The following is a 20,214-nucleotide window of genomic DNA, read 5'->3' on the forward strand; positions in this document are numbered from 1 at the left end:
ATCATTAGGGGCTTGTTACATGTCTGCTTCCCTCGCATTCGTCTTTCCAGGACAGGGTTCGCAGTCCCTCGGCATGCTGGCCGAGTTGGGCGCGCAACATCCGGTTGTCCTTGAAACGTTCAAAGAAGCTTCCGATGCCCTCGGTTACGACCTGTGGGCGCTGACCCAGCAAGGGCCGGAAGAGCAACTCAATCAAACCGACAAGACCCAGCCGGCCATCCTGACCGCCTCGATCGCCCTGTGGCGTCTGTGGCTGGCAGAAGGTGGCGCGCGTCCGGCCTACGTGGCCGGTCACAGCCTGGGTGAGTACAGCGCTCTGGTTGCTGCCGGCAGTCTGAGCCTGGCTGACGCGGTCAAGCTCGTCGAGCGCCGTGGCCAGTTGATGCAGGAAGCGGTTCCGGCCGGGCAGGGCGGCATGGCCGCCATCCTCGGTCTCGACGATGCTGACGTGCTGGCAGCCTGCGCTGAAGCAGCGCAAGGTGAAGTGGTCAGTGCCGTCAACTTCAATTCCCCGGGCCAGGTCGTCATCGCCGGTGCCAAGGCGGCGGTTGAGCGCGCCATTGAAGGCTGCAAGGCTCGTGGTGCCAAGCGCGCCATGCCGTTGCCGGTCAGCGTGCCGTCCCATTGCGAGTTGATGCGTCCGGCTGCCGAGCGTTTCGCTGAATCGATCGCCGCGATCGACTGGCAGGCCCCGCAGATTCCAGTGCTGCAGAACGTCAGCGCAGCAGTGCCGGCTGATCTGGAAACCCTCAAGCGCGATTTGCTCGAGCAGCTCTACAAGCCTGTGCGCTGGGTCGAGTCTGTGCAGGCGCTGGCGGCCAAGGGTGCGACCCAACTGGTCGAATGCGGTCCTGGCAAAGTACTGGCCGGTTTGAACAAGCGTTGCGCCGAAGGCGTGGCAACCTCCAACCTCAATACCCCAGACGCTTTCGCTGCCGCCCGTGCAGCGTTGGCCTGAATCAGGAGAAACTTGCATGAGTCTGCAAGGTAAAGTTGCACTGGTCACCGGTGCAAGCCGCGGTATCGGCCAGGCCATCGCCCTGGAACTGGGTCGTCAGGGTGCCATCGTCGTGGGTACTGCGACTTCCGCATCCGGCGCCGAGCGCATTGCTGCGACCCTGAAGGAAAACGGTATCCAGGGCACTGGCCTGGAACTCAATGTGACCAGTGACGAGTCCGTCGCCGCCGTGTTGGCGAGCATCGCCGAGCAGTTCGGTGCACCGGCGATCCTGGTCAACAATGCCGGTATCACCCGCGATAACCTGATGATGCGGATGAAAGATGACGAATGGCATGACGTCGTCGATACCAACCTGAACAGTCTGTTCCGCCTGTCCAAGGGCGTTTTGCGTGGCATGACCAAGGCGCGTTGGGGACGAATTATCAGTATTGGTTCGGTTGTGGGTGCCATGGGCAACGCAGGCCAAGTAAACTACGCTGCGGCCAAGGCCGGTCTGGAAGGTTTCAGCCGTGCGCTGGCGCGTGAAGTCGGATCGCGTTCGATTACGGTAAACTCGGTGGCCCCAGGGTTCATCGACACCGATATGACTCGCGAACTGCCCGAAGCGCAGCGTCAAAACCTGGTTACACAGATTCCGCTGGGTCGTCTGGGGCAAGCGCAAGAGATCGCGTCTGTGGTCGCTTTTCTTGCATCCGACGGTGCGGCTTACGTTACTGGGGCTACAATCCCGGTGAACGGCGGGATGTACATGAGTTAAATGTGACGGACTGCTTCAAAAAAATGTCATACGAGCTGTCTAAAATCCGTTATAAAGCTGCAATCTATTTATAGGCATCGGGCTGCAGGGTTAGAGGAGTGAAGCTTTCAGTTGAAAAACTGAAAAGTCTTTCTATACACTTACCCACTGGCCAGCTGCCTGAATTTGTCCATTAGGAGTGAAAACAAGGTATGAGCACCATCGAAGAGCGCGTCAAGAAAATCGTTGCCGAGCAACTGGGCGTTAAGGAAGAAGAAGTGACTAACAGCGCTTCCTTCGTTGAAGACCTGGGTGCTGACTCCCTTGACACCGTTGAGCTGGTGATGGCTCTGGAAGAGGAATTCGAGACCGAAATCCCTGACGAAGAAGCTGAGAAGATCACTACTGTACAAGCTGCAATCGACTACGTTACCAGCCACCAGGCGTAATAGTTTGTAGTCGTTGTTTGCTGTCATGGAAAAACCGCACTGCCTCCTGGCGTGCGGTTTTTTCTTTAGGCCTGATGCAAAGTCGTCATTTGAAAAAGGAGAGTGCTGTGTCGCGTAGACGCGTCGTAGTCACCGGTATGGGTATGTTGTCGCCACTGGGCACGGATGTGCCAAGCAGCTGGCAGGGCATTCTGGCTGGCCGCAGTGGCATTGGTCTGATCGAACACACCGACCTTTCTGCCTATTCCACCCGTTTTGGCGGCTCGGTAAAGGGCTTCAATGTCGAGGAATACCTGTCGGTCAAGGAAGCGCGCAAGCTCGACCTGTTCATTCAATACGGTCTGGCCGCAGGGTTTCAGGCAGTAAAAAATGCAGGCCTGGAAGTAACCGATGCCAACCGCGAACGCATCGGGGTCGCCATGGGCTCGGGCATTGGCGGCCTGACCAACATCGAAGAAACCAGCCGTACCCTGCATGAATCCGGCCCACGACGGATTTCGCCGTTTTTCGTGCCCGGCTCGATCATCAATATGATTTCCGGATTCCTGTCCATCCACCTGGGAGCACAGGGTCCCAACTACGCCATCGCCACGGCCTGTACCACGGGTACGCACTGTATTGGCATGGCGGCACGCAACATCATGTATGACGAAGCCGACGTGATGATCGCCGGTGGCGCCGAGATGGCCGCTTGTGGCCTGGGCATGGGCGGCTTCGGTGCCTCCCGGGCGCTGTCGACCCGCAACGACGAGCCTGCCCGTGCCAGTCGTCCATGGGACAAGGGGCGTGACGGCTTTGTGCTGTCCGACGGTGCTGGCGCGCTTGTACTTGAAGAACTGGAGCACGCCAAGGCTCGCGGTGCGACCATTTACGCCGAGTTGATCGGTTTTGGCACCAGTGGCGATGCGTTCCACATGACTTCGCCACCTGCCGATGGTGCGGGTGCTGCACGCTGCATCACCAATGCCTTGCGCGATGCGAAGATCAACAGTGACCAGGTCCAGTACATCAACGCCCACGGCACTTCGACTTCGGCCGGTGATCTTGCCGAAGCCTGTGCGATCAGGTCGGTGTTTGGTGATCACGCCTACAAGCTGGCCGTCAGTTCGACCAAGTCCATGACCGGTCACCTCCTGGGTGCCGCGGGTGCGGTTGAAGCGATCTTCAGTGTGCTGGCAATCAACAGCCAGGTGGCGCCACCGACCATCAACCTGGACGAGCCGGACGAAGGCTGTGACCTCGACTTCGTGCCGCACACTGCGCGCAACATGGATATCGACGTGGTGCTGTCCAACTCCTTCGGGTTTGGCGGTACCAACGGCTCCCTGGTGTTCCGCCGGTTCGCTGGCTGATGGACTGCTGGGTCGACGGTCAGCCGGCGCACGCTGTGTCGCTGAAGGATCGCGGCCTGGCCTACGGCGATGGTCTGTTCGAGACCATCGCCGTGCGCAATGGCACACCGGTATTGCTGGATCGTCATCTGGTGCGGTTGCTTGAGGGTTGCCAGCGCCTGGCAATCAACCTTGATGGCGCGGTGGTGCGCACCGAGCTGCTGGCCTATGCCCTCGCGCTCGGTGAAGGCGTACTCAAGCTGATCGTCACCCGGGGCGACAGTGCTCGCGGCTATGCCCCGGACCCTGTCGTTGTGGCGCGCCGCATCATGCTGGGCAATCCTCCTGCGATTTATCCGCCAGCCCATGCGGAGCAGGGCGTGCGCCTGTTCCCTTGTGTCACCCGGCTGTCCCTGCAACCCTTGTTGGCTGGTCTCAAGCACCTCAATCGCCTGGAGCAGGTCATCGCCCGTTCCGAGTGGCAAGACGCTGAGCATGCCGAAGGCGTGATGCTGGACCAGGCCGGTCGTGTGGTTGAGGGCGTGTTCAGTAATCTGTTCCTGGTGCGTGATGGTGTGTTGATCACCGCCGATCTCGGTCGCTGCGGCGTCGCCGGGGTAATGCGCGCTGAATTATTGTTTCAAGCTGAGTCTTCAGCGATCCCTGTACAAATCATCGATATCACCCTGGAACAGCTGCAATGGGCCGATGAAGTCTTTGTCTGTAATAGTGTTTATGGCATTTGGCCGGTGCGTGCTTATGCTGCACTGAGCTGGCCGGTTGGGCCACTCACCCGTAAACTCCAAACCATTGCCCGTGCGCTATTGGATGCTTGATTCGTGAGACGTAAATTCTTGCTGCTGCTTGAAACCGGATTGGTTCTGGCAGGGCTGTTATTCGGCTTTTCCGCCTGGAAAATTCATTCGGCGCTGGATCAGTCGCTGAACATCACCCAGGAAGAAATGCTCGAAGTACCCAAGGGTACGACACCCACCCGTACTTTCTACCGACTCGAAGCCGATGGCGTCATCAAGGACGCGTTCTGGCTTCGCGTGTACTGGCGCTTCAACCTCGCCGGACAACCCTTGCACAGCGGCGAATACCGCATGCAGCCCGGCATGACCGTTGAAGGCCTGATCGATTCGTGGAAACGCGGGGACGTGGTGCAGTACAGCGTGACGCTGGTCGAAGGCTGGAATTTCCATCAGGTCCGCGCGGCCCTCGCCAGGGACGAAAAACTCCAGCAGACCCTCGCAGGTTTGAGCGACTCCCAGGTGATGGAAAAGCTCGGCCACCCTGGGATTTTTCCGGAGGGACGTTTTTTCCCCGATACCTATAGTTTCGTTCGCGGCATGAGCGACATCGAATTGCTCAAGACTGCTTACGAGCGCCTCGACGAAGTACTGGCCAGGGAGTGGAACCAGCGAGCGGCTGATCTGCCCTACGCCGATCCGTACCAGGCGCTGATCATGGCCTCCCTGGTGGAGAAGGAAACCGGTGTGCCCCAGGAGCGCGGGCAGATTGCCGGCGTGTTCGTGCGACGCATGGCGTTGGGCATGCTCCTGCAGACTGATCCAACCGTGATCTACGGCCTGGGCGATCGCTACAGCGGCAAATTGACTCGTGCCCACCTCAAGGAAGCGACGCCGTATAACACCTACATGATTTCCGGCCTGCCACCGACTCCCATCGCCATGGTCGGGCGCGAAGCGATTCACGCGGCATTAAATCCGGTGGCCGGCAGCAGTCTGTATTTCGTTGCCCGTGGCGACGGCAGTCATGTTTTTTCCGATGACCTGGATGCGCACAACAACGCAGTGCGCGAGTACCAGCTCAAGCGTCGCGCCGATTACCGTTCCAGCCCGGCACCGGCCACTGCACCTGAGGCACCAGCGCCGCAAACACCTGACACCAACAGCGCGGCCGACGAAGCACCGATTCCTGCCGCGGCGCCCAACCCCGATCCCGAGGCTTTGCCCCAGGTCGCACCGCAGGAGCCGCCAGCGGCGCCTGCAGCCGAACCGGACGCCACCACGCCGCAAAGCCCGCAATGACCCTGACTAAGGATTGCCTGTGACTGGCTTGTTTATTACCCTGGAAGGCCCCGAGGGCGCCGGCAAGAGCACCAATCGCGAATACCTCGCCGAGCGCCTGCGCGCCGCCGGTATCGAGGTGGTGTTGACCCGCGAGCCGGGCGGCACCGCGCTGGCCGAGCGAATTCGTGAGGTGCTGCTGGCGCCGGTCGAAGAAGCCATGAACCCGGACACCGAGCTGCTGCTGGTATTCGCCGCTCGCGCCCAGCACCTGGCCGAAGTCATCCGCCCGGCATTGGCCCGGGGGGCTGTGGTGCTGTGCGACCGGTTCACCGATTCCACCTATGCCTACCAAGGTGGCGGCCGTGGCCTGTCGCTGGAACGTATTGCCACCCTGGAAACCTTCGTCCAGGGAGACCTGCGCCCGCACCTGACGCTGATTTTCGACCTGCCGGTGGAAGTCGGTCTGGCGCGTGCCAGTGCCCGTGGTCGCCTCGACCGCTTCGAACTGGAAGGCAGGGCCTTCTTCGACGCGGTGCGCAGCGCCTTCCTCAAGCGCGCTGAAGCCGATCCTGCGCGTTACGTGCTGGTCGATGCCGCACAACCGCTGGTGCAGGTCCAGCAGTCCCTGGACGCCTTGCTCCCGCGTCTGCTGGAGCTGGCCCGTGGCTGAAGCCTATCCCTGGCAGGACTCGCTGTGGCAGCAACTGGCCGGTCGCAAGCAGCATGCCCACGCCTACCTGTTGCACGGCCCGGCCGGAATTGGCAAGCGTGCATTGGCCGAGCGCTTGATGGCCAGCCTGTTGTGCCAGCGCCCGACTGCCCAGGATGCCTGCGGCGAGTGTAAATCCTGCCTGTTACTCAAGGCCGGCAGCCACCCGGACAACTACGTCCTCGAACCGGAAGAGGCGGACAAGGCGATCAAGGTCGATCAGGTTCGCGAACTGGTGAGTTTCGTGGTGCAGACCGCGCAGATGGGCGGGCGCAAAGTCGTGCTGATCGAGCCTGTCGAAGCCATGAACATCAACGCCGCCAACGCTTTGCTCAAAAGCCTTGAAGAACCTTCCGGCGATACCGTATTGCTGCTGGTCAGCCACCAGACCAGCCGTCTGTTGCCGACCATCAAGAGCCGTTGCGTGCAGCAGGCCTGCCCATTGCCTGGCGAGGCCATGAGCCTGGCCTGGCTGGCGCAGACCTTGCCCGATTGCTCCGAAGAGGAGCGCGTGGAACTGTTGACCCTGGCCGCCGGCTCGCCGCTGGCGGCGGTCAAGCTGCAGGCCCAGGGCGTGCGTGAGCAAAGGGCGCTGGTGGTCGAAGGGGTCAAGAAGCTGCTCAAGCAGCAGCAGTCGCCGACACAACTGGCAGAAGGCTGGAACGCGATTCCGCTGTTGCTGCTGTTTGACTGGTTCTGCGACTGGTCGAGCCTTATCCTGCGTTATCAGTTGACCCAGGATGAAGAAGGGCTGGGGCTGGCGGACATGCGCAAAGTGATTCAATACCTGGCGCAGAAGTCGGCTCAGGACAAGGTCCTCGATATCCAGGACTGGATTCTCGCCCAGCGCCAGAAAGTCATGAGCAAAGCCAACCTCAATCGGGTATTACTGCTCGAGGCCTTGTTGGTGCAGTGGGCGTCTCTGCCCGGCCAGAAGTGACTAGACTCTGAACATCGGCCGAGGAGGTCAGCATGAATGAACCCGTCAACTCCGGGCCGCGCAACGGCATCCTGTCCCTGACCATCAAGGACAAGTCGGTGCTTTACGCGGCGTACATGCCCTTCATCAAGAATGGTGGCCTGTTTATTCCGACCAACAAGAGTTACCGGTTGGGGGATGAAGTCTTCATGCTGCTCAACCTGATGGATGAAGCCGAAAAGATTCCGGTCGCCGGCAAGGTCACCTGGATCACGCCCAAAGGCGCCCAGGGCAACCGCGCCGCCGGGGTCGGCGTGCAGTTCAATGACGGCGACAACACCGCCCGCAGTCGAATCGAAACCCATTTGGCCGGAGCCCTGAAGTCCGACCGTCCCACTCATACGATGTAAGTTGCAGCCCTCTTTATGCTCGTAGATTCCCATTGTCACCTTGATCGACTCGACCTCGCCGCGCACAACGGCTCACTGGATGCCGCGCTGGACGCGGCCCGCCAACGGGGCGTCGGTCACTTCCTGTGCATTGGCGTCAGCGTCGACAATGCCGCCGACGTCAAGGCCCTGGCCGAGCGTTACGACGACGTTGACTGCTCGGTGGGCGTGCATCCCCTGGACGTACAGCCCGGTGCGGCGCCAGCACTGGACTGGCTGCTGCAGGAGCTCAACCATCCGCGCGTGGTAGCCATTGGTGAGACGGGCCTGGACTATCACTACGAGCCGGAAGCGGCCGAGTTGCAGCAGGCGTCCTTTCGTCTGCATCTGCAGGCGGCGCAGCAGACCGGCAAACCGGTGATTATTCACACCCGCGGAGCCCGCGCCGATACGCTGGACCTGCTGCGCGAAGCCGCGCTGCCTCAGGCTGGGGTGCTGCATTGCTTCACCGAAGACTGGGACATGGCGAAAGCGGCGCTGGACATGGGTTATTACATTTCATTGTCCGGGATTGTCACTTTCCGCAATGCCGACGCCCTGCGCGACGTTGCCAGCAAGGTCCCGGCCGATCGATTGCTGGTGGAAACCGACTCGCCGTACCTGGCCCCCATTCCTCATCGCGGCAAGCCAAACCTGCCGCAGTACGTGCGCGAGGTAGCGGAATTTCTGGCAATTTTGCGCGGGGAGTCTTACGAGCACTTTGCCGCGCAGACCACTGAGAACTTCAAACGGCTGTTTCCATTGGCCCACGTCAGGGCGTCGGCGTAACGCAGGTACGCAAGATAGCAGCCCTCGGCAGCTCCTACGGGGCTTTGGCCCCTGAATCGCAGGCAAAAAAAACCCGGGTTCTGGGGGGTGAATCCGGGTTAAGACCATTAGGAGTAAAACAAAGATACGCGGTCCGTTGGTACCTTTATCGTCGAGACACTTGGGGGAGATGTCTCGTCGACAGTTGAAGTATTGATCAGTATTGCGCCGAGTCCAGTTTAGCCGGTCAGGTTTTTAAACAATTTTGGAATACGCGCGCTTCGGAAGAGTTCTCATCAACCGGCCAGCGTGCATGAAAACCTCATGAAACACAGATATGGTCGGATGATCCGTGCATTTTGGCGCAAGTTAGGCATAATACGCGGCTTCGAATTTTGACCCCTACAGACCTTTTCTTATGCATAAAGAACCTCGTAAGGTCCGTGAGTTTCGTCGCCGCGAGCAGGAAATTCTCGATACCGCGCTAAAGCTGTTCCTCGACCAAGGTGAAGACAGTGTCACCGTCGAGATGATTGCTGATGCCGTCGGTATCGGCAAAGGCACGATCTACAAGCACTTCAAGTCCAAGGCCGAGATCTACTTGCGCCTGATGCTCGACTACGAGCGTGACCTGAACGAGCTGTTGCATTCCGCCGACGTCGACAAGGACAAGGAAGCGCTGTCGCGCGCCTACTTCGAATTCCGCATGCGCGATCCGCAACGCTACCGGTTGTTCGACCGCCTGGAAGAGAAAGTGGTCAAGGGCAACCAGGTGCCGGAGATGGTCGAGGAACTGCACAAGATCCGCGCCTCGAACTTCGAGCGGTTGACCCTGCTGATTAAGGGTCGTATCAGCGAAGGCAAGCTCGAAGATGTCCCGCCTTACTTCCACTACTGCGCATCCTGGGCGTTGGTGCACGGTGCCGTGGCGCTGTATCACTCGCCGTTCTGGAGCAATGTGCTGGAAGACCAGGAAGGCTTCTTCCAGTTCCTGATGGACATCGGCGTGCGCATGGGCAACAAGCGCAAGCGCGACACCGACACCCCAAGCAGCTGAGCCATTCAGCTGCCTTATTGCGCCATGATATTCACACCATGGCGCATGCCGCAGGAATATACTCAGGCATGGGACTTGCTAAAACTTGATTTGTGAGTCAAGTTTTAGCAGTTCCATTTCCTTTCGCCGGAGTGCTCCATGATCGTTGACCGTCAAGGCAGGCGTTTTCGCAATTTGCGGATCAGCCTGACTTCAGCCTGCAATTACGCCTGTACCTACTGCGTGCCTGATGGCAAGCGGCTGGTGGCTGCGCAGGATGAACTGTCGGCCGATGCCATGGCCCGGGGCGTGGCCTATCTCATCGAAGCGGCGGGCATCGAGCGTTTGCGCATCACCGGTGGCGAGCCGCTGGTCAGCCCGAAACTCGAAGCCTTCATGACCGCCGTCGGCAAGATGGGGCTCGAAGATATCAGCCTGACCACCAACGGCCAGTTGCTGGCGAAGAAGCTGCCACTGCTGGTCGATGCTGGCATCCGGCGCATCAACGTGTCCCTCGATACCCTGGATGCCGGCGCTTTCCGTAGTATCGCGCGTGGCGGCGACCTGGCGACCGTGCTCAATGGCATGGACCAGGCCAGCGCGGCAGGCATGAAGATCAAGGTGAACATGGTGCCGTTGCGCGGGCAGAACCTCGATCAGGTGATGCCGCTGCTCGATTATTGCCTGGAGCGCGGCTATGAGCTGCGCTTCATCGAATTGATGCGCATGGGGCATCTGGCCAGTGACTCCAATGCCTTCCTGCAGCAATTCGTCAGCCTCCAGCAATTGCTCGACCTGATCGGCGAGCGCTACGAGTACCTGCAGGCCGATGCGCCCGTCGATGCCACGGCGGTGCGTTACGAAATTCCGGGAATGGGCCACTTCGGGGTAATTGCCAACGAAAGCGTGCCGTTCTGCCGCACCTGCTCGCGGCTGCGGCTGTCGTCCACCGGCTGGCTGCATGGCTGCCTGTCGTCGAGCAACCGCCACTATGTCGGCGATCTGCTGGATAAACCGCGCCACCAGGCGTTGCCAGCCTTGCAACGGCTTCTGGTCAAAGCGCTGGGAGACAAGCAGGAAGTGGCGTTCTCCGGCGGCGCGACCATCATGAAGATCATCGGCGGCTGAAAATCTGCCTTCGCGAGCACGCCCGCTCCCACAGTCGACCTGCATTCACAGGTGCAATGCATTTCCCTGTGGCAGGAGCTTGAGCTTGAGCTGGCGCGGAAGCTGCATCCAATGCCCATTCGCCGGTTTTCCGTCACCGGCCTCTGGAGGACAGGATGCGTAACCCGGTTTTGCTGCTGGCCATTTTGGCGCTTGGTGGCTGCATGAACGTCAGTGACATGGCCGAAGGCACCCGTTATCACATGAGCGATGCCGGCCTGCTCGACCACAGCGACAGTCGTCGGGTCAGTAACCTGCGAATCCAGCCGGACTCCTTCATCTACATCGCCCAAGGCGCATTCGCGCCTCGTGGCGGCACTGCCCACCCGCGTCCCAACGTCATCGCCGAAGTGGCCTTCGATGGATTCATCGATTATTTCCCCATGGTGCGCCGCGCTCGCGCGCCTGAGGGGCTCGACGAGGCTATGGGTGAAGCCCGCGCCGTGGGCGCTCATTACCTGCTGTACACGCGCTTTGCCAAGGCGGACGACCGTATCGGCAACTCCGATGAGTGGCTGGACCAGGAAGCCGTGGACCGGCTGGGTGTCGATACCGGTGTGATTCAGATCATGTTGATCGAGACCAGCACCCAGTATTTGATCGATACTGCACGCATCAAGAGTCGCGGCGGTTTGCTGACGTTCCACGACTCTCGGCCCGAAGACCTGATGGGCCCGCCGCTTGAGCAATACGCGCGCAGCCTGCTGGGCATCAGTGATCAATAATTTTCCAGGAGAACACCATGAGCGGACCGCAAAAAGCCAACGACCTGCTGGGGCAAATCCCCAAGACCAAAGGCCTGCCGCCGGTCCACCTGTGGAATCCCGAGTTCTGTGGCGACATTGATATGCGTATTGCGCGGGACGGCACCTGGTATTACCTGGGCACGCCGATCGGACGCAAGCCGATGGTCAAGCTGTTCTCCACCATCATCCGCCGCGACGGGGATGATTACTTCCTGATCACCCCGGTCGAGAAGGTCGGCATCAAGGTCGATGACGCCCCGTTCGTGGCCATTGCCGTGGAAGTGGAAGGCGAGGGTGAGGCCCAGTTGCTGCGGTTTACCACCAACGTTGAGGAGACTGCCGAGGCGGGGGGAGAGCACCCCATCCGCGTGGTGATCGACCCGGTCACCCAGGAGCCGGCGCCTTACGTGCACGTGCGGACCAACCTTGAGGCGCTGATCCATCGCAATGTGTTCTACCAGTTGGTGGAACTGGCCGTCACCCGGGAGATCGACGGGCAGCGCTGGCTTGGCCTGTGGAGTGGTGGTGAGTTCTTTCCCATCGGTCTTGAGCCTTGAGTGGTTATTTCTGACGCCATCGCGGGCAAGCCTTGCTCCCACAGGGTTTGCAGGTAACTTGCTGAACTCCCTTCCCTCATGGGGGGCGCATACCACCTGTGGGAGCAGGGCGCTGTGAGTGCAAAGCACTGTGGGAGCAAGGCTTGCCCGCGATTGACCGCGAAGCGGTCACCTTCCATTTGTCACTTCACTGAAATATTCCTTGCCCGCTCCAGCCCGTTTCGGGTATCAATTTGTACATGATTAGACAGGTACGATTTGACAAGAAAAAACGGGTGGTCGACGAGCTTATCCGGCGCATCGAAAGCGGCCTCATGGAGGACGGTTTCCTGTTGCCCGGCGAGCATCAGTTGGCTCAGGAATTCAAAGTCAGCCGAGGCACGTTGCGTGAAGCCCTGGCCGAGTTGAAACGGCGCCATTACATCGCCACGCAAACGGGGGTCGGTTCCATCGTCACCTTTGACGGGGTAGTGCTCGACCAGCGCAGCGGTTGGGCCCAGGCCCTGGCCGACAGCGGGGCGCTGGTCAATACCGAAGTGCTGCGCCTGGAGGCAGTGGATCGACCCGATTTGCTGTCGCGCTTTGGCACTGAAAAATTCATCACACTGGACCGCCGCCGGCGCTCCAACGATGGCACCCTGGTGTCTCTTGAACGCTCTCTGATGCCCGCCAACAGCGGCCTGGAAAGCCTGCCCCGGGTCGGCTTGATCGACGATTCCCTGACCATCACCCTGGCGGCCTATGGTTTTATCGGCGAGCGCGGCGATCAATGGATCGGCGCCGAGCCGCTGAATGCCGAGGACGCACAACTGCTCGGACGACCGGTGGGCACGGTCTTTCTCAAGGCTTTGCGCACCACCTACGACCGGCAAAACCGCTTCATGGAACAGGTCGAAAGCCTGCTTGATCCCGTGCACTTTCGCCTGCACCTGCAATTTGGAACCCCGCAATGACCCCGCTCAATCGTGCCCTCGGCGCGTTCTACGGACTGGCCCTGGGCGATGCGTTGGGCATGCCGACGCAGTCGCTCAGCCGCGCTGATATCAAGGCGCGTTTCGGTCAGATCAACGACCTGCAAGACGCCGGCCCCGATCAGCCGATCGCGGCCAATATGCCCGCCGGTTCGATCACCGATGACACCGAACAGGCGATTCTGGTCGGGCAGTTACTGATCGAGGGCCAGGGTCGGATCGAGCCTTCGGAGCTCGCCCAGCGCCTGATCGAATGGGAAGCCGAGATGCGGGCCAAAGGCTCGCAGGATCTGCTGGGGCCCTCGACCAAACGGGCGATCGAAATGATCCTTGCCGGGCATTCGCCGGCAGAGGCCGGGCGCTACGGCACCACCAACGGTGCGGCCATGCGCATTACGCCGGTGGGCATCGCGGCGGACATCGCTGACCCCGAACGTTTCATTCAGTCCGTCGTGCAGGCCTGCCAGGTCACCCACAACACCACCTTGGGCATTTCCAGCGCGGCAGCGGTGGCGGCGGTGGTCTCCGCCGGCGTCAACGGCATGGACCTGGGCGCTGCACTCAACCTGGGTCAACACCTCGCCCAGCAAGCCGAGAGCCATGGACATTGGGTCGCCGGTGGCCGCATCGCTTCGCGCATCAGCTGGGCCCGGACCATCAGTGTCGACAGTGACAAAGCGTTGCTCGCCGACCTGCTATACGACGTGATCGGCACCTCGGTGGCTTCCCAGGAATCGGTAGTGGTGTCCTTTGCCCTGGCGCAACAGGTGGCCATTGGCGAAATGAACGCGTTCGAGGCGCTGTGCATGGCCGCGAGCCTGGGTGGCGACACCGACACCATCGCGGCGATCCTGGGTGCCATGCTCGGTGCCTGCCTTGGACTGGAGAGCTGGCCTGTGGCGATGATCGACAGGGTCAAGATGGTTAACGGTCTGGCGCTGGAACCGTTGGTGCGGGGCCTTATGGCTTTGCGCTGAAGGCGAGAACACCACACCACTGTAGGAGGCGCGTCATACATTCGTTTTGCCGACAACCACAAAAATGGCAACAGGAGCATTTCATGCGTTCTTCAAATAGCGGGCAGACCGCCGGGCAACTGGAGACCCGTGGCATCGAACCGGTGCCGGAAGCGGAGTGCAACGGTCATCCGCTGCAACTGTTCTGGGTCTGGTTCGCCGCCAACATTTCCATCCTTGGCCTGCCGCTGGGGGCCACGCTCGTGGCGTTTCGCGGGCTCGCGATCTGGCAGGCTATCATCGTGGCGGTCCTCGGGGCTGCCGGCTCCTTCGCGGTGGTGGGCATCATCTCGATCGCCGGACGGCGGGGGCGGGCGCCGAGCCTGACCTTGTCCCGGGCCATCTTCGGTGTGCGCGGCAACATTGGGCCGACGCTGGTTTCGCTGATGTCGCGCCTGGGTTGGGAGACGGTCAACACCACCACCGCCGCGTTCGTGTTGCTGTCGCTGTGCTCGATCCTGTTCGGTTCGCCGGTGGAAGCCAAGAGCGCGCCGGTGCTGACGCTGATCTTCATCGCGATTTTTGTGCTGCTGACGTTGTCGGTCTCCGGCCTCGGCCACGCTACGTTGTTGGTCATCCAAAAATGGGCGACTTACGTATTTGGCGCGCTGAACATTCTGGTAGGCGGTTTTCTCTGCGCCACCATCGACTGGAGCGCCGTGTTTAATGCGCCACCGGCGCCGCTGAGCGCAATGATCATCGGGGTCGGCACCATGGCGGCGGGGACCGGAATCGGCTGGGCGAATGCTGGCGCCGACATGTCGCGCTACCAGCATCGCAGCGTCAAGGCCGTGCGCCTGGTTGCCTCGGCGGCCTTTGGCGCGGGTATTCCGCTGGTGTTGCTGATTACCCTGGGCGGCCTGCTGTCGGTGGGCAACGATGACCTGGCCTCGGCCACCGACCCGATCGTCGCGATTCGCGACATGCTGCCCACGTGGATGGCGGTGCCCTATCTGATCACGGCATTCGGTGGTCTGCTGCTGTCGAACAACCTGTCGGTGTACTCCGCAGGCCTCACCACATTGACCCTCGGCCTCAAGGTCAAGCGGGTGTATGCCGTGGTGGTCGACATCGTCGCGATCTTCGCCGGGTCGATCTACTTCATGTTGATTGCCGACAGCTTCTACGGTCCCTTTATTACCTTTATTTCGCTGCTGGCAGTGCCAATCACGGCCTGGGTGGGGATTTTTGTGGTGGACCTGATTCACCGTCACTACTACAGCCCCCAGGACCTGCTGGACGTCAGCCCGAGCAGTGCTTACTGGTATCGCGGCGGCATTGAGTGGCGCGCATTCGGCGCCTGGGCGCTGGCGATCGTCCTGGGTTACAGCTTCACCACCATTGGTACCACCGAGCAGACGCTGTGGTTCCGCGGGTTCCTGTCCGATTCCTGGTTGGGGCATAACGGCCTCGGCTGGATCGTTACCTTCCTGGTGGCGGGCGGGGTTTACGGGCTGCTGGGCGGCGCCAGGGATCGTCGCCCGGGACTGATCGAGAATGCTCATGCCTAGATTGCTGCACACCGGCCAGGTCATCATCGATCTGGTCATGGCCGTGGCCAAACTGCCTCAATCGGGTGGCGACGTATTAGCGCAGTCGGCCAGTTTCGAGGCTGGAGGTGGCTTCAATGTCATGGCCGCCGCCCAGCGCAATGGTTTACCCGTGGTCTACCTGGGGCGGCACGGCACGGGTCGCTTCGGTGACCTGGCCCGGGAGGCCATGGCGGCCGAGGGCATTCACATCGGCATCGCCCACAGCGCCGGGCAAGATACCGGTTTGTGCGTAGCCGTGACCGAGGCATCGGCCGAGCGGACGTTCATTTCCTATATTGGTGCCGAAGGCGAACTGACTGCCCAGGACCTCGCCGGCGTGAAAGTCGAGGCGGGGGACTATGTCTACGTCAGTGGCTATAGCCTGCTGCATGCCGGCAAGGCCCAGGCACTGGTGGATTGGGTGCTGGCGCTAGCCGGTGAGATCAAGGTGGTGTTCGATCCGGGCCCGCTGGTGGACTCGCCGGATGCGCCACTGATGCAGGCGCTGTTGCCGCGCATAGACCTGTGGACCAGCAATGGCGTCGAGGCGCTTGGCTTTACCGGTGCGACGGATATTGACCAGGCACTGATTATGCTGGCCGATCACCTGCCGAAAAAAGCACTGCTGGTAGTTCGCGATGGGCCGCAAGGTTGCTGGGTCAGCCAGGGTAGTGAGCCTCAGCACGTGCCGGGTTTCAAGGTAGAAGCAGTGGACAGCAATGGCGCCGGTGATGCGCATGCCGGAGTATTCATCGCCGGTTTGGCTCAAGGTTTACCGATGCTCGAGGCAGCGCGGCGAGCGAATGCAGCGGCGGCTTTGGCGGTGAATCGCTGGGGGCCGGCGACTTCGCCTGGCTCCAGTGAGGTCGATGCTTTGATCAGCAGGACTGCGGGTGCCTGAGTGGGCGTCATCGCGAGCAGGCTCGCTCCTACAGGGGGCATGGTGGGTGGCGGGACCGATGTGAGCCTGCCCGCGATGGCGGTATTGGCAACAACGCGAGGCCAGCAACACCAGCCTCGCGCTAAACGGCTTACACTTCCAGCTTGCGCGCCGCTTCGACCCCGGCTGCACTGAGCTTGATCGGCAAATTCAGCGAATGTTCGCCGGCCTCGTTACAGGTCACATGCCCATGCTGGATCAGGCCGCGATCCTGCAACGTGGCGAGGGTGCTGGCCACGACTTTTTCCCCACGATAATTATCCAGGACCTCCTTGCCCAAACCACTTGGGTGGGCGTGCAACAGGCGGGTCAGGACTTCTTTCTCAAGGTTGTCATCGACGTTCATGCTTACCTCTTCATGGCGGTAGAAAGGACGCTCGCGTGGGCGAACTATTTGCTGGCACCACCTTCGGAACCCGAACCACCCGTGGTGGTTTTCGAGCCGGTGCCGGTTTCTGCGTTATCGGGAGTCTGGGTGTCCGGCGCGTTCATCCCACCCTGACGGCCCATATCGCTGCCTTGGGTCCGTGGGTCGGTACCGGTGGACGGCGGTAAACTGCTGTCGACACCCGTACCATTGGTGTTAATGCCTGGGGCGCTCTGGATGGCGGGGGCTTTGGGCGCTTCGACAGGATTGGTCGGACCGGTGCCGGTGGCGACGGTCGCCGCGAAAGCGCTAGCAGACAGCAAGGTGGCGAGGGACAGGGCAGTTAATCTGGACAGGATCATTTTGTCGTCTCCATTTATTTAAAGTCCTTACCGAATATTGGTCCGCCCCTGATTTGAATTGGTGCCTGAAGGTCGACGAACGGTTCAGGCGCTTTGCGTCGCCCTGGTGGCAAAGATTCGCCGCCAGAGCAGTCGGCCTGCGGTGATCAGCCAGTTCAGCAGACTGATCAGCAGAACTGTGTGCAAAAGTGTCGTCATTCCATATTCGACGATGATCTTGCCGGCCACGAACGGAAAGCCAAACACGCCGATGAAGTACGCCAGGCTGAATAACAGCAGCGCCTGCGAGAGAGTGCCAGCGGGTGCTTCGTTGGCCGCTAGGCCATTGATCACCGAATATGTCAGGCCGTAGCCGATGCCCAGCATCACTGCAGCCATCAGGTAACTGACGCTGTCGTTCACCCCGTAGCCGAACATCAGGATCGAGCCCAGGGTCAGCCCGGACAGCAGGCAGGACGCGCGAAGCGGGTCGCGCTTGACCACCCACCCGGCAATCACCATTCGCCCGGCGATCGCAGCACCCATGAAACCCAGGAAAAACAGCGAATAGTCGACTGAGCGAGCGGCAGCGTAGCTGGTTTGAAAGCTCGACAAACCGCCAAATATGCTGCCGCCAAGGCCGACCATGGTGATCGGGAACACCGCTTTGGATGACAGCACCCGAGCCGTCGCCCGCCAGGATATGCGCGCGCCTGCAATTGACGCAGAAGGCACTTGCCGCAGGTGCACATCGAGCCGCCAGAACAACAGCACGCCGATCAGGCTGGCCAGTGCGGCCAGGTAAAACGCCGCCGTCACGGGATACCCCAGCGCACTGGCCAGCCGCCCCAGCAGGGGACCGCTGCCAATCCCTGTGAGCATGCTGCCCGACAGCAAGGCGAAATAGCGGGCTCGTTGCGCGGGCGTCACCAGACTTGCCACAATGATCGGCCCCAAGGTGTAGAAAACGCCCCAGCCCAAGCCCAGCAGCAAACCGAACAACAGCAGCACGTCGCCAAACCCTGGTGCCATGGCAAATCCCAGACTCGCAGCAGCCAGCAAAATTCCGAACAGGGCGATCGAGCGGGCGGCACCGAGCGCATCCGACAAGTGCCCGGACACGATCACTGCCGCAAAGGTGCTGAGCATCGCTGCGGAGATCACGCTGCCGGCATCGTGCTCATTGCCCCCTCGCGAACTGATCAACAGCGACAGCAGGAAGGTCGAACCGTAGGACAACGACAGCAGGTAGCTGGCGAAGCAGAACAAACCGAACAGGCGGTTCGAAACGGCGGGTATTGCGGTGGGCATGAGGCGGGTCCTTGTCCTGATAAAAAATGCACAGCCTGTCTATCTAACACGGGGGACGCCGGCGTTAGGTGCGAGGTTCGCGATTTCAGGGTTAGTGCTGGCCGGAGTGATTGCGCAACGGCAGCGATGCGGAAAAACCGATTTCCCATGTGACGAGCGTCGCGTGGCGTCTTAGTATGTTTTTTTCAATTTTGACGAAGGCCCGTCCATGACGATCGACATCCGCCCGGCGACCCCCAGCGATGCGCCGCAAATCCTCGCGTTCATCACTGAGCTGGCCGACTACGAACGGGCCCGGCACGAAGTCATCGCCAGCGTTGCCGACATCGAGCGCAGCCTGTTCAGCGAAGGCGCCACCGCCCACGGCCTGATCTGCCTGCGCGATGGCCTGCCGATCGGCTTCGCGGTGTTCTTCTTCAGTTACTCCACCTGGCTGGGCAGCAATTGCCTGTACCTCGAAGACCTGTACATCACCCCCGAACAGCGCGGCGGCGGGGCGGGCAAGACCCTGCTGCGGCACCTGGCGAAGATTGCCTGCGCCAATGATTGCGGGCGCTTCGAGTGGAGCGTGCTGGACTGGAACAAGCCGGCGATCGAGTTCTATCAATCCCTGGGTGCGCAGCCGCAGGAAGAGTGGGTGCGCTATCGGATGGATGGGGCGGTGTTGCGGGATTTCGCCGCAGGAAATTGATGACCCCTTGAAAGATCGCAGCCTTCGGCAGCTCCTACAGTTTCGCAATCCCTGTAAGAGCTGCCGAAGGCTGCGATCTTTTTTTACTTTGTTTCAATATATGGGATTGATATTTATATATTGAGATTTGTCCCCTCCCAGGTTTATAGTCCGGCTCACTCACTGCCCAACAAACAGAACAGGTGAAGCGATGCTGGCGCAATTGATCGCGCTCGATTGGGGGACAACCTCATTACGTGCTTACAAACTCGCCGAAGGCGGCCAGGTGCTGGAACAGCGGTCGCTGTCTACAGGCATCATGCAGCTGCCCCGCACACCCCGGGTGATCGCCGGCCAGCCGTGCGCTGACGGCTTTGAACTGGCCTTCGATGAAGCCTGCGGCGACTGGCTCGATGCACAGACAGGCTTGCCGGTCATTGCCTGTGGCATGGTCGGCAGCGCCCAGGGCTGGTGCGAAGCGGCCTACCGGGAGACCCCGGCCAACGTCGCCGATCTCGGGAACTCCCTGCAGGCTGTGCGCAGCATTCGCGGAGTCGACGTGCACATCGTGCCCGGTGTCATCCAGCGCTCGCGCCTGCCCAATGTGATGCGCGGCGAAGAAACCCAAGTGCTCGGCGTTCTGCACCATCTTGCAGGCAACAGTGGCGGTGATCTGCTGATCGGCTTGCCCGGCAGTCATTCGAAATGGGTGGAAGTGGCCGAAGGCTGCATCGTGCATTTCGATACCTTCATGACCGGTGAAATTTTCGCGGTGCTCAGCGAGCACAGTATTCTCGGCCGTACCCAGCAACGCGGCGGATCCTTTGACGGCGATGCGTTCGACCGTGGTGTACAAGTGGCGCTGTCGTCCGATGGCGAGATCGGCCCGCTGTCCACGCTGTTCAGTGCCCGCAGCCTCGGCCTGACCGGCGAACTGAGTGCCAGCGCCCAGCCGGACTACCTGTCCGGGCTGTTGATCGGCCACGAAGTTTGCGCGTTGGCACATGCCCAGCGTCATCGACGCAACAGCGTGCATCTGCCCTCAATCATCCTCATTGGCAATTCCCAACTCTGCAGTCGCTACTGCAGGGCCCTGGACGCCTGTGGATTTGCCCGGGTGTCCCTGGGCGAGCAGGCCACCGAGCGCGGGTTGTGGCAACTGGCGCTTGCCGCCGGCCTCATCCCGCCAACCCTTTCCCGTTAACCCCCCACTGGAGGTCTGA

The 20,214-nt window shown here is 60.9% G+C and carries 23 protein-coding genes; 20 read left to right on the top strand and 3 right to left on the bottom strand.

Annotation, left to right across the window (positions count from 1 at the left end; all coding sequences use genetic code 11):
- Positions 1–19 precede the first annotated feature (19 nt).
- The 18 genes from fabD (at position 20) to AAEZ05_RS07250 (ending at position 16,263) form a co-directional block, all read left to right on the top strand.
- Positions 20–958 carry an ACP S-malonyltransferase gene (gene fabD, locus AAEZ05_RS07165; protein ID WP_205892114.1) on the top strand — a complete coding sequence of 313 codons (939 nt, stop codon included), beginning with the start codon at positions 20–22 and terminating at the stop codon, positions 956–958.
- A gap of 16 nt (positions 959–974) precedes the next feature.
- Positions 975–1,718: a 3-oxoacyl-ACP reductase FabG gene (gene fabG, locus AAEZ05_RS07170; RefSeq protein ID WP_045061723.1), complete on the top strand. Its 744-nt coding sequence runs from the start codon at positions 975–977 to the stop codon at positions 1,716–1,718.
- A gap of 191 nt (positions 1,719–1,909) precedes the next feature.
- Positions 1,910–2,146 (top strand): acyl carrier protein, encoded by a 237-nt coding sequence (gene acpP, locus AAEZ05_RS07175; protein ID WP_004371293.1) that lies wholly within the window; start codon positions 1,910–1,912, stop codon positions 2,144–2,146.
- Between the two features lie 107 nt (positions 2,147–2,253).
- Positions 2,254–3,498, top strand: a complete 1,245-nt coding sequence (gene fabF, locus AAEZ05_RS07180) for a beta-ketoacyl-ACP synthase II (protein WP_045061722.1) — start codon at positions 2,254–2,256, stop codon at positions 3,496–3,498.
- Positions 3,498–4,313, top strand: a complete 816-nt coding sequence (pabC, locus tag AAEZ05_RS07185) for an aminodeoxychorismate lyase (protein WP_350646860.1) — start codon at positions 3,498–3,500, stop codon at positions 4,311–4,313. The genes fabF and pabC overlap by 1 nt, the downstream gene beginning before the upstream one ends.
- A 3-nt stretch (positions 4,314–4,316) precedes the next feature.
- Positions 4,317–5,531, top strand: coding sequence for an endolytic transglycosylase MltG (gene mltG / locus AAEZ05_RS07190; RefSeq protein WP_045061720.1), 1,215 nt, complete (start codon positions 4,317–4,319; stop codon positions 5,529–5,531).
- A 19-nt stretch (positions 5,532–5,550) separates the two neighbouring features.
- Positions 5,551–6,183: a dTMP kinase gene (gene tmk, locus AAEZ05_RS07195; RefSeq protein WP_045061719.1), complete on the top strand. Its 633-nt coding sequence runs from the start codon at positions 5,551–5,553 to the stop codon at positions 6,181–6,183.
- Positions 6,176–7,162: a DNA polymerase III subunit delta' gene (locus AAEZ05_RS07200; RefSeq protein ID WP_045061718.1), complete on the top strand. Its 987-nt coding sequence runs from the start codon at positions 6,176–6,178 to the stop codon at positions 7,160–7,162. Before tmk ends, AAEZ05_RS07200 begins: the two co-directional genes overlap by 8 nt.
- 32 nt (positions 7,163–7,194) lie before the next feature.
- Positions 7,195–7,551 (top strand): PilZ domain-containing protein, encoded by a 357-nt coding sequence (locus AAEZ05_RS07205; RefSeq protein WP_045061717.1) that lies wholly within the window; start codon positions 7,195–7,197, stop codon positions 7,549–7,551.
- Positions 7,552–7,566: 15 nt separating this feature from the next.
- The gene (locus AAEZ05_RS07210) at positions 7,567–8,358 is read left to right on the top strand and encodes a TatD family hydrolase (protein WP_045061716.1); all 792 of its coding nucleotides are present in this window, start codon (positions 7,567–7,569) and stop codon (positions 8,356–8,358) included.
- A gap of 397 nt (positions 8,359–8,755) precedes the next feature.
- Positions 8,756–9,394: a TetR/AcrR family transcriptional regulator gene (locus AAEZ05_RS07215; RefSeq protein ID WP_008152317.1), complete on the top strand. Its 639-nt coding sequence runs from the start codon at positions 8,756–8,758 to the stop codon at positions 9,392–9,394.
- Positions 9,395–9,532: 138 nt separating this feature from the next.
- A complete protein-coding gene (locus AAEZ05_RS07220) occupies positions 9,533–10,501 on the top strand; it encodes a GTP 3',8-cyclase MoaA (protein WP_045061715.1) in 969 nt (322 codons plus the stop codon).
- Positions 10,502–10,656: 155 nt separating this feature from the next.
- Positions 10,657–11,265: a DUF4823 domain-containing protein gene (locus tag AAEZ05_RS07225; RefSeq protein WP_350646861.1), complete on the top strand. Its 609-nt coding sequence runs from the start codon at positions 10,657–10,659 to the stop codon at positions 11,263–11,265.
- Between the two features lie 17 nt (positions 11,266–11,282).
- Positions 11,283–11,843 carry a DUF1285 domain-containing protein gene (locus AAEZ05_RS07230; RefSeq protein WP_350646862.1) on the top strand — a complete coding sequence of 187 codons (561 nt, stop codon included), beginning with the start codon at positions 11,283–11,285 and terminating at the stop codon, positions 11,841–11,843.
- Between the two features lie 239 nt (positions 11,844–12,082).
- Positions 12,083–12,796 carry a GntR family transcriptional regulator gene (locus AAEZ05_RS07235; protein ID WP_045061712.1) on the top strand — a complete coding sequence of 238 codons (714 nt, stop codon included), beginning with the start codon at positions 12,083–12,085 and terminating at the stop codon, positions 12,794–12,796.
- Positions 12,793–13,791, top strand: coding sequence for an ADP-ribosylglycohydrolase family protein (locus tag AAEZ05_RS07240; protein ID WP_350646863.1), 999 nt, complete (start codon positions 12,793–12,795; stop codon positions 13,789–13,791). The genes AAEZ05_RS07235 and AAEZ05_RS07240 overlap by 4 nt, the downstream gene beginning before the upstream one ends.
- Positions 13,792–13,874: 83 nt before the next feature.
- A complete protein-coding gene (locus tag AAEZ05_RS07245) occupies positions 13,875–15,341 on the top strand; it encodes a purine-cytosine permease family protein (RefSeq protein WP_045061710.1) in 1,467 nt (488 codons plus the stop codon).
- The gene (locus tag AAEZ05_RS07250; protein WP_350646864.1) at positions 15,334–16,263 is read left to right on the top strand and encodes a PfkB family carbohydrate kinase; all 930 of its coding nucleotides are present in this window, start codon (positions 15,334–15,336) and stop codon (positions 16,261–16,263) included. Before AAEZ05_RS07245 ends, AAEZ05_RS07250 begins: the two co-directional genes overlap by 8 nt.
- 130 nt (positions 16,264–16,393) lie before the next feature.
- Here the strand turns inward: AAEZ05_RS07250 and AAEZ05_RS07255 are convergent, their stop codons facing one another.
- The 3 genes from AAEZ05_RS07255 to AAEZ05_RS07265 all read right to left on the bottom strand — a co-directional run bounded on the left by AAEZ05_RS07255 (position 16,394) and on the right by AAEZ05_RS07265 (position 18,321).
- Complete coding sequence (locus tag AAEZ05_RS07255) at positions 16,394–16,648, bottom strand: hypothetical protein (RefSeq protein ID WP_045061708.1); 255 nt, start codon at positions 16,646–16,648, stop codon at positions 16,394–16,396.
- Positions 16,649–16,692: 44 nt separating this feature from the next.
- The gene (locus AAEZ05_RS07260) at positions 16,693–17,031 is read right to left on the bottom strand and encodes a hypothetical protein (RefSeq protein ID WP_122839150.1); all 339 of its coding nucleotides are present in this window, start codon (positions 17,029–17,031) and stop codon (positions 16,693–16,695) included.
- Positions 17,032–17,115: 84 nt separating this feature from the next.
- Complete coding sequence (locus AAEZ05_RS07265; RefSeq protein WP_350646865.1) at positions 17,116–18,321, bottom strand: MFS transporter; 1,206 nt, start codon at positions 18,319–18,321, stop codon at positions 17,116–17,118.
- Positions 18,322–18,529: 208 nt separating this feature from the next.
- On the opposite strand from AAEZ05_RS07265, the gene AAEZ05_RS07270 reads away from it, so the two are divergent.
- Both AAEZ05_RS07270 and AAEZ05_RS07275 read left to right on the top strand, forming a co-directional pair.
- A complete protein-coding gene (locus AAEZ05_RS07270; RefSeq protein WP_045061705.1) occupies positions 18,530–19,012 on the top strand; it encodes a GNAT family N-acetyltransferase in 483 nt (160 codons plus the stop codon).
- A 190-nt stretch (positions 19,013–19,202) separates the two neighbouring features.
- Positions 19,203–20,195 (top strand): 2-dehydro-3-deoxygalactonokinase, encoded by a 993-nt coding sequence (locus AAEZ05_RS07275; RefSeq protein WP_350646866.1) that lies wholly within the window; start codon positions 19,203–19,205, stop codon positions 20,193–20,195.
- Positions 20,196–20,214 lie beyond the last annotated feature (19 nt).

The sequence above is a fragment of the Pseudomonas sp. HY13-MNA-CIBAN-0226 genome (genome assembly GCF_040310305.1).
In the GTDB taxonomy this organism is placed as follows: domain Bacteria; phylum Pseudomonadota; class Gammaproteobacteria; order Pseudomonadales; family Pseudomonadaceae; genus Aquipseudomonas; species Aquipseudomonas gregormendelii.

Excerpts from the sequence above, each read along its gene's own strand:
- fabD (WP_205892114.1), top strand. The coding sequence starts at position 20 with ATGTCTGCTTCCCTCGCATTCGTCTTTCCAGGACAGGGTTCGCAGTCC.
- fabG (WP_045061723.1), top strand. The coding sequence starts at position 975 with ATGAGTCTGCAAGGTAAAGTTGCACTGGTCACCGGTGCAAGCCGCGGT.
- acpP (WP_004371293.1), top strand. The coding sequence starts at position 1,910 with ATGAGCACCATCGAAGAGCGCGTCAAGAAAATCGTTGCCGAGCAACTG.
- pabC (WP_350646860.1), top strand. The coding sequence starts at position 3,498 with ATGGACTGCTGGGTCGACGGTCAGCCGGCGCACGCTGTGTCGCTGAAG.
- AAEZ05_RS07205 (WP_045061717.1), top strand. The coding sequence starts at position 7,195 with ATGAATGAACCCGTCAACTCCGGGCCGCGCAACGGCATCCTGTCCCTG.
- AAEZ05_RS07210 (WP_045061716.1), top strand. The coding sequence starts at position 7,567 with ATGCTCGTAGATTCCCATTGTCACCTTGATCGACTCGACCTCGCCGCG.
- AAEZ05_RS07215 (WP_008152317.1), top strand. The coding sequence starts at position 8,756 with ATGCATAAAGAACCTCGTAAGGTCCGTGAGTTTCGTCGCCGCGAGCAG.
- AAEZ05_RS07220 (WP_045061715.1), top strand. The coding sequence starts at position 9,533 with ATGATCGTTGACCGTCAAGGCAGGCGTTTTCGCAATTTGCGGATCAGC.
- AAEZ05_RS07225 (WP_350646861.1), top strand. The coding sequence starts at position 10,657 with ATGCGTAACCCGGTTTTGCTGCTGGCCATTTTGGCGCTTGGTGGCTGC.
- AAEZ05_RS07230 (WP_350646862.1), top strand. The coding sequence starts at position 11,283 with ATGAGCGGACCGCAAAAAGCCAACGACCTGCTGGGGCAAATCCCCAAG.
- AAEZ05_RS07235 (WP_045061712.1), top strand. The coding sequence starts at position 12,083 with ATGATTAGACAGGTACGATTTGACAAGAAAAAACGGGTGGTCGACGAG.
- AAEZ05_RS07240 (WP_350646863.1), top strand. The coding sequence starts at position 12,793 with ATGACCCCGCTCAATCGTGCCCTCGGCGCGTTCTACGGACTGGCCCTG.
- AAEZ05_RS07245 (WP_045061710.1), top strand. The coding sequence starts at position 13,875 with ATGCGTTCTTCAAATAGCGGGCAGACCGCCGGGCAACTGGAGACCCGT.
- AAEZ05_RS07250 (WP_350646864.1), top strand. The coding sequence starts at position 15,334 with ATGCCTAGATTGCTGCACACCGGCCAGGTCATCATCGATCTGGTCATG.
- AAEZ05_RS07255 (WP_045061708.1), bottom strand. The coding sequence starts at position 16,648 with ATGAACGTCGATGACAACCTTGAGAAAGAAGTCCTGACCCGCCTGTTG.
- AAEZ05_RS07260 (WP_122839150.1), bottom strand. The coding sequence starts at position 17,031 with ATGATCCTGTCCAGATTAACTGCCCTGTCCCTCGCCACCTTGCTGTCT.
- AAEZ05_RS07265 (WP_350646865.1), bottom strand. The coding sequence starts at position 18,321 with ATGCCCACCGCAATACCCGCCGTTTCGAACCGCCTGTTCGGTTTGTTC.
- AAEZ05_RS07270 (WP_045061705.1), top strand. The coding sequence starts at position 18,530 with ATGACGATCGACATCCGCCCGGCGACCCCCAGCGATGCGCCGCAAATC.
- AAEZ05_RS07275 (WP_350646866.1), top strand. The coding sequence starts at position 19,203 with ATGCTGGCGCAATTGATCGCGCTCGATTGGGGGACAACCTCATTACGT.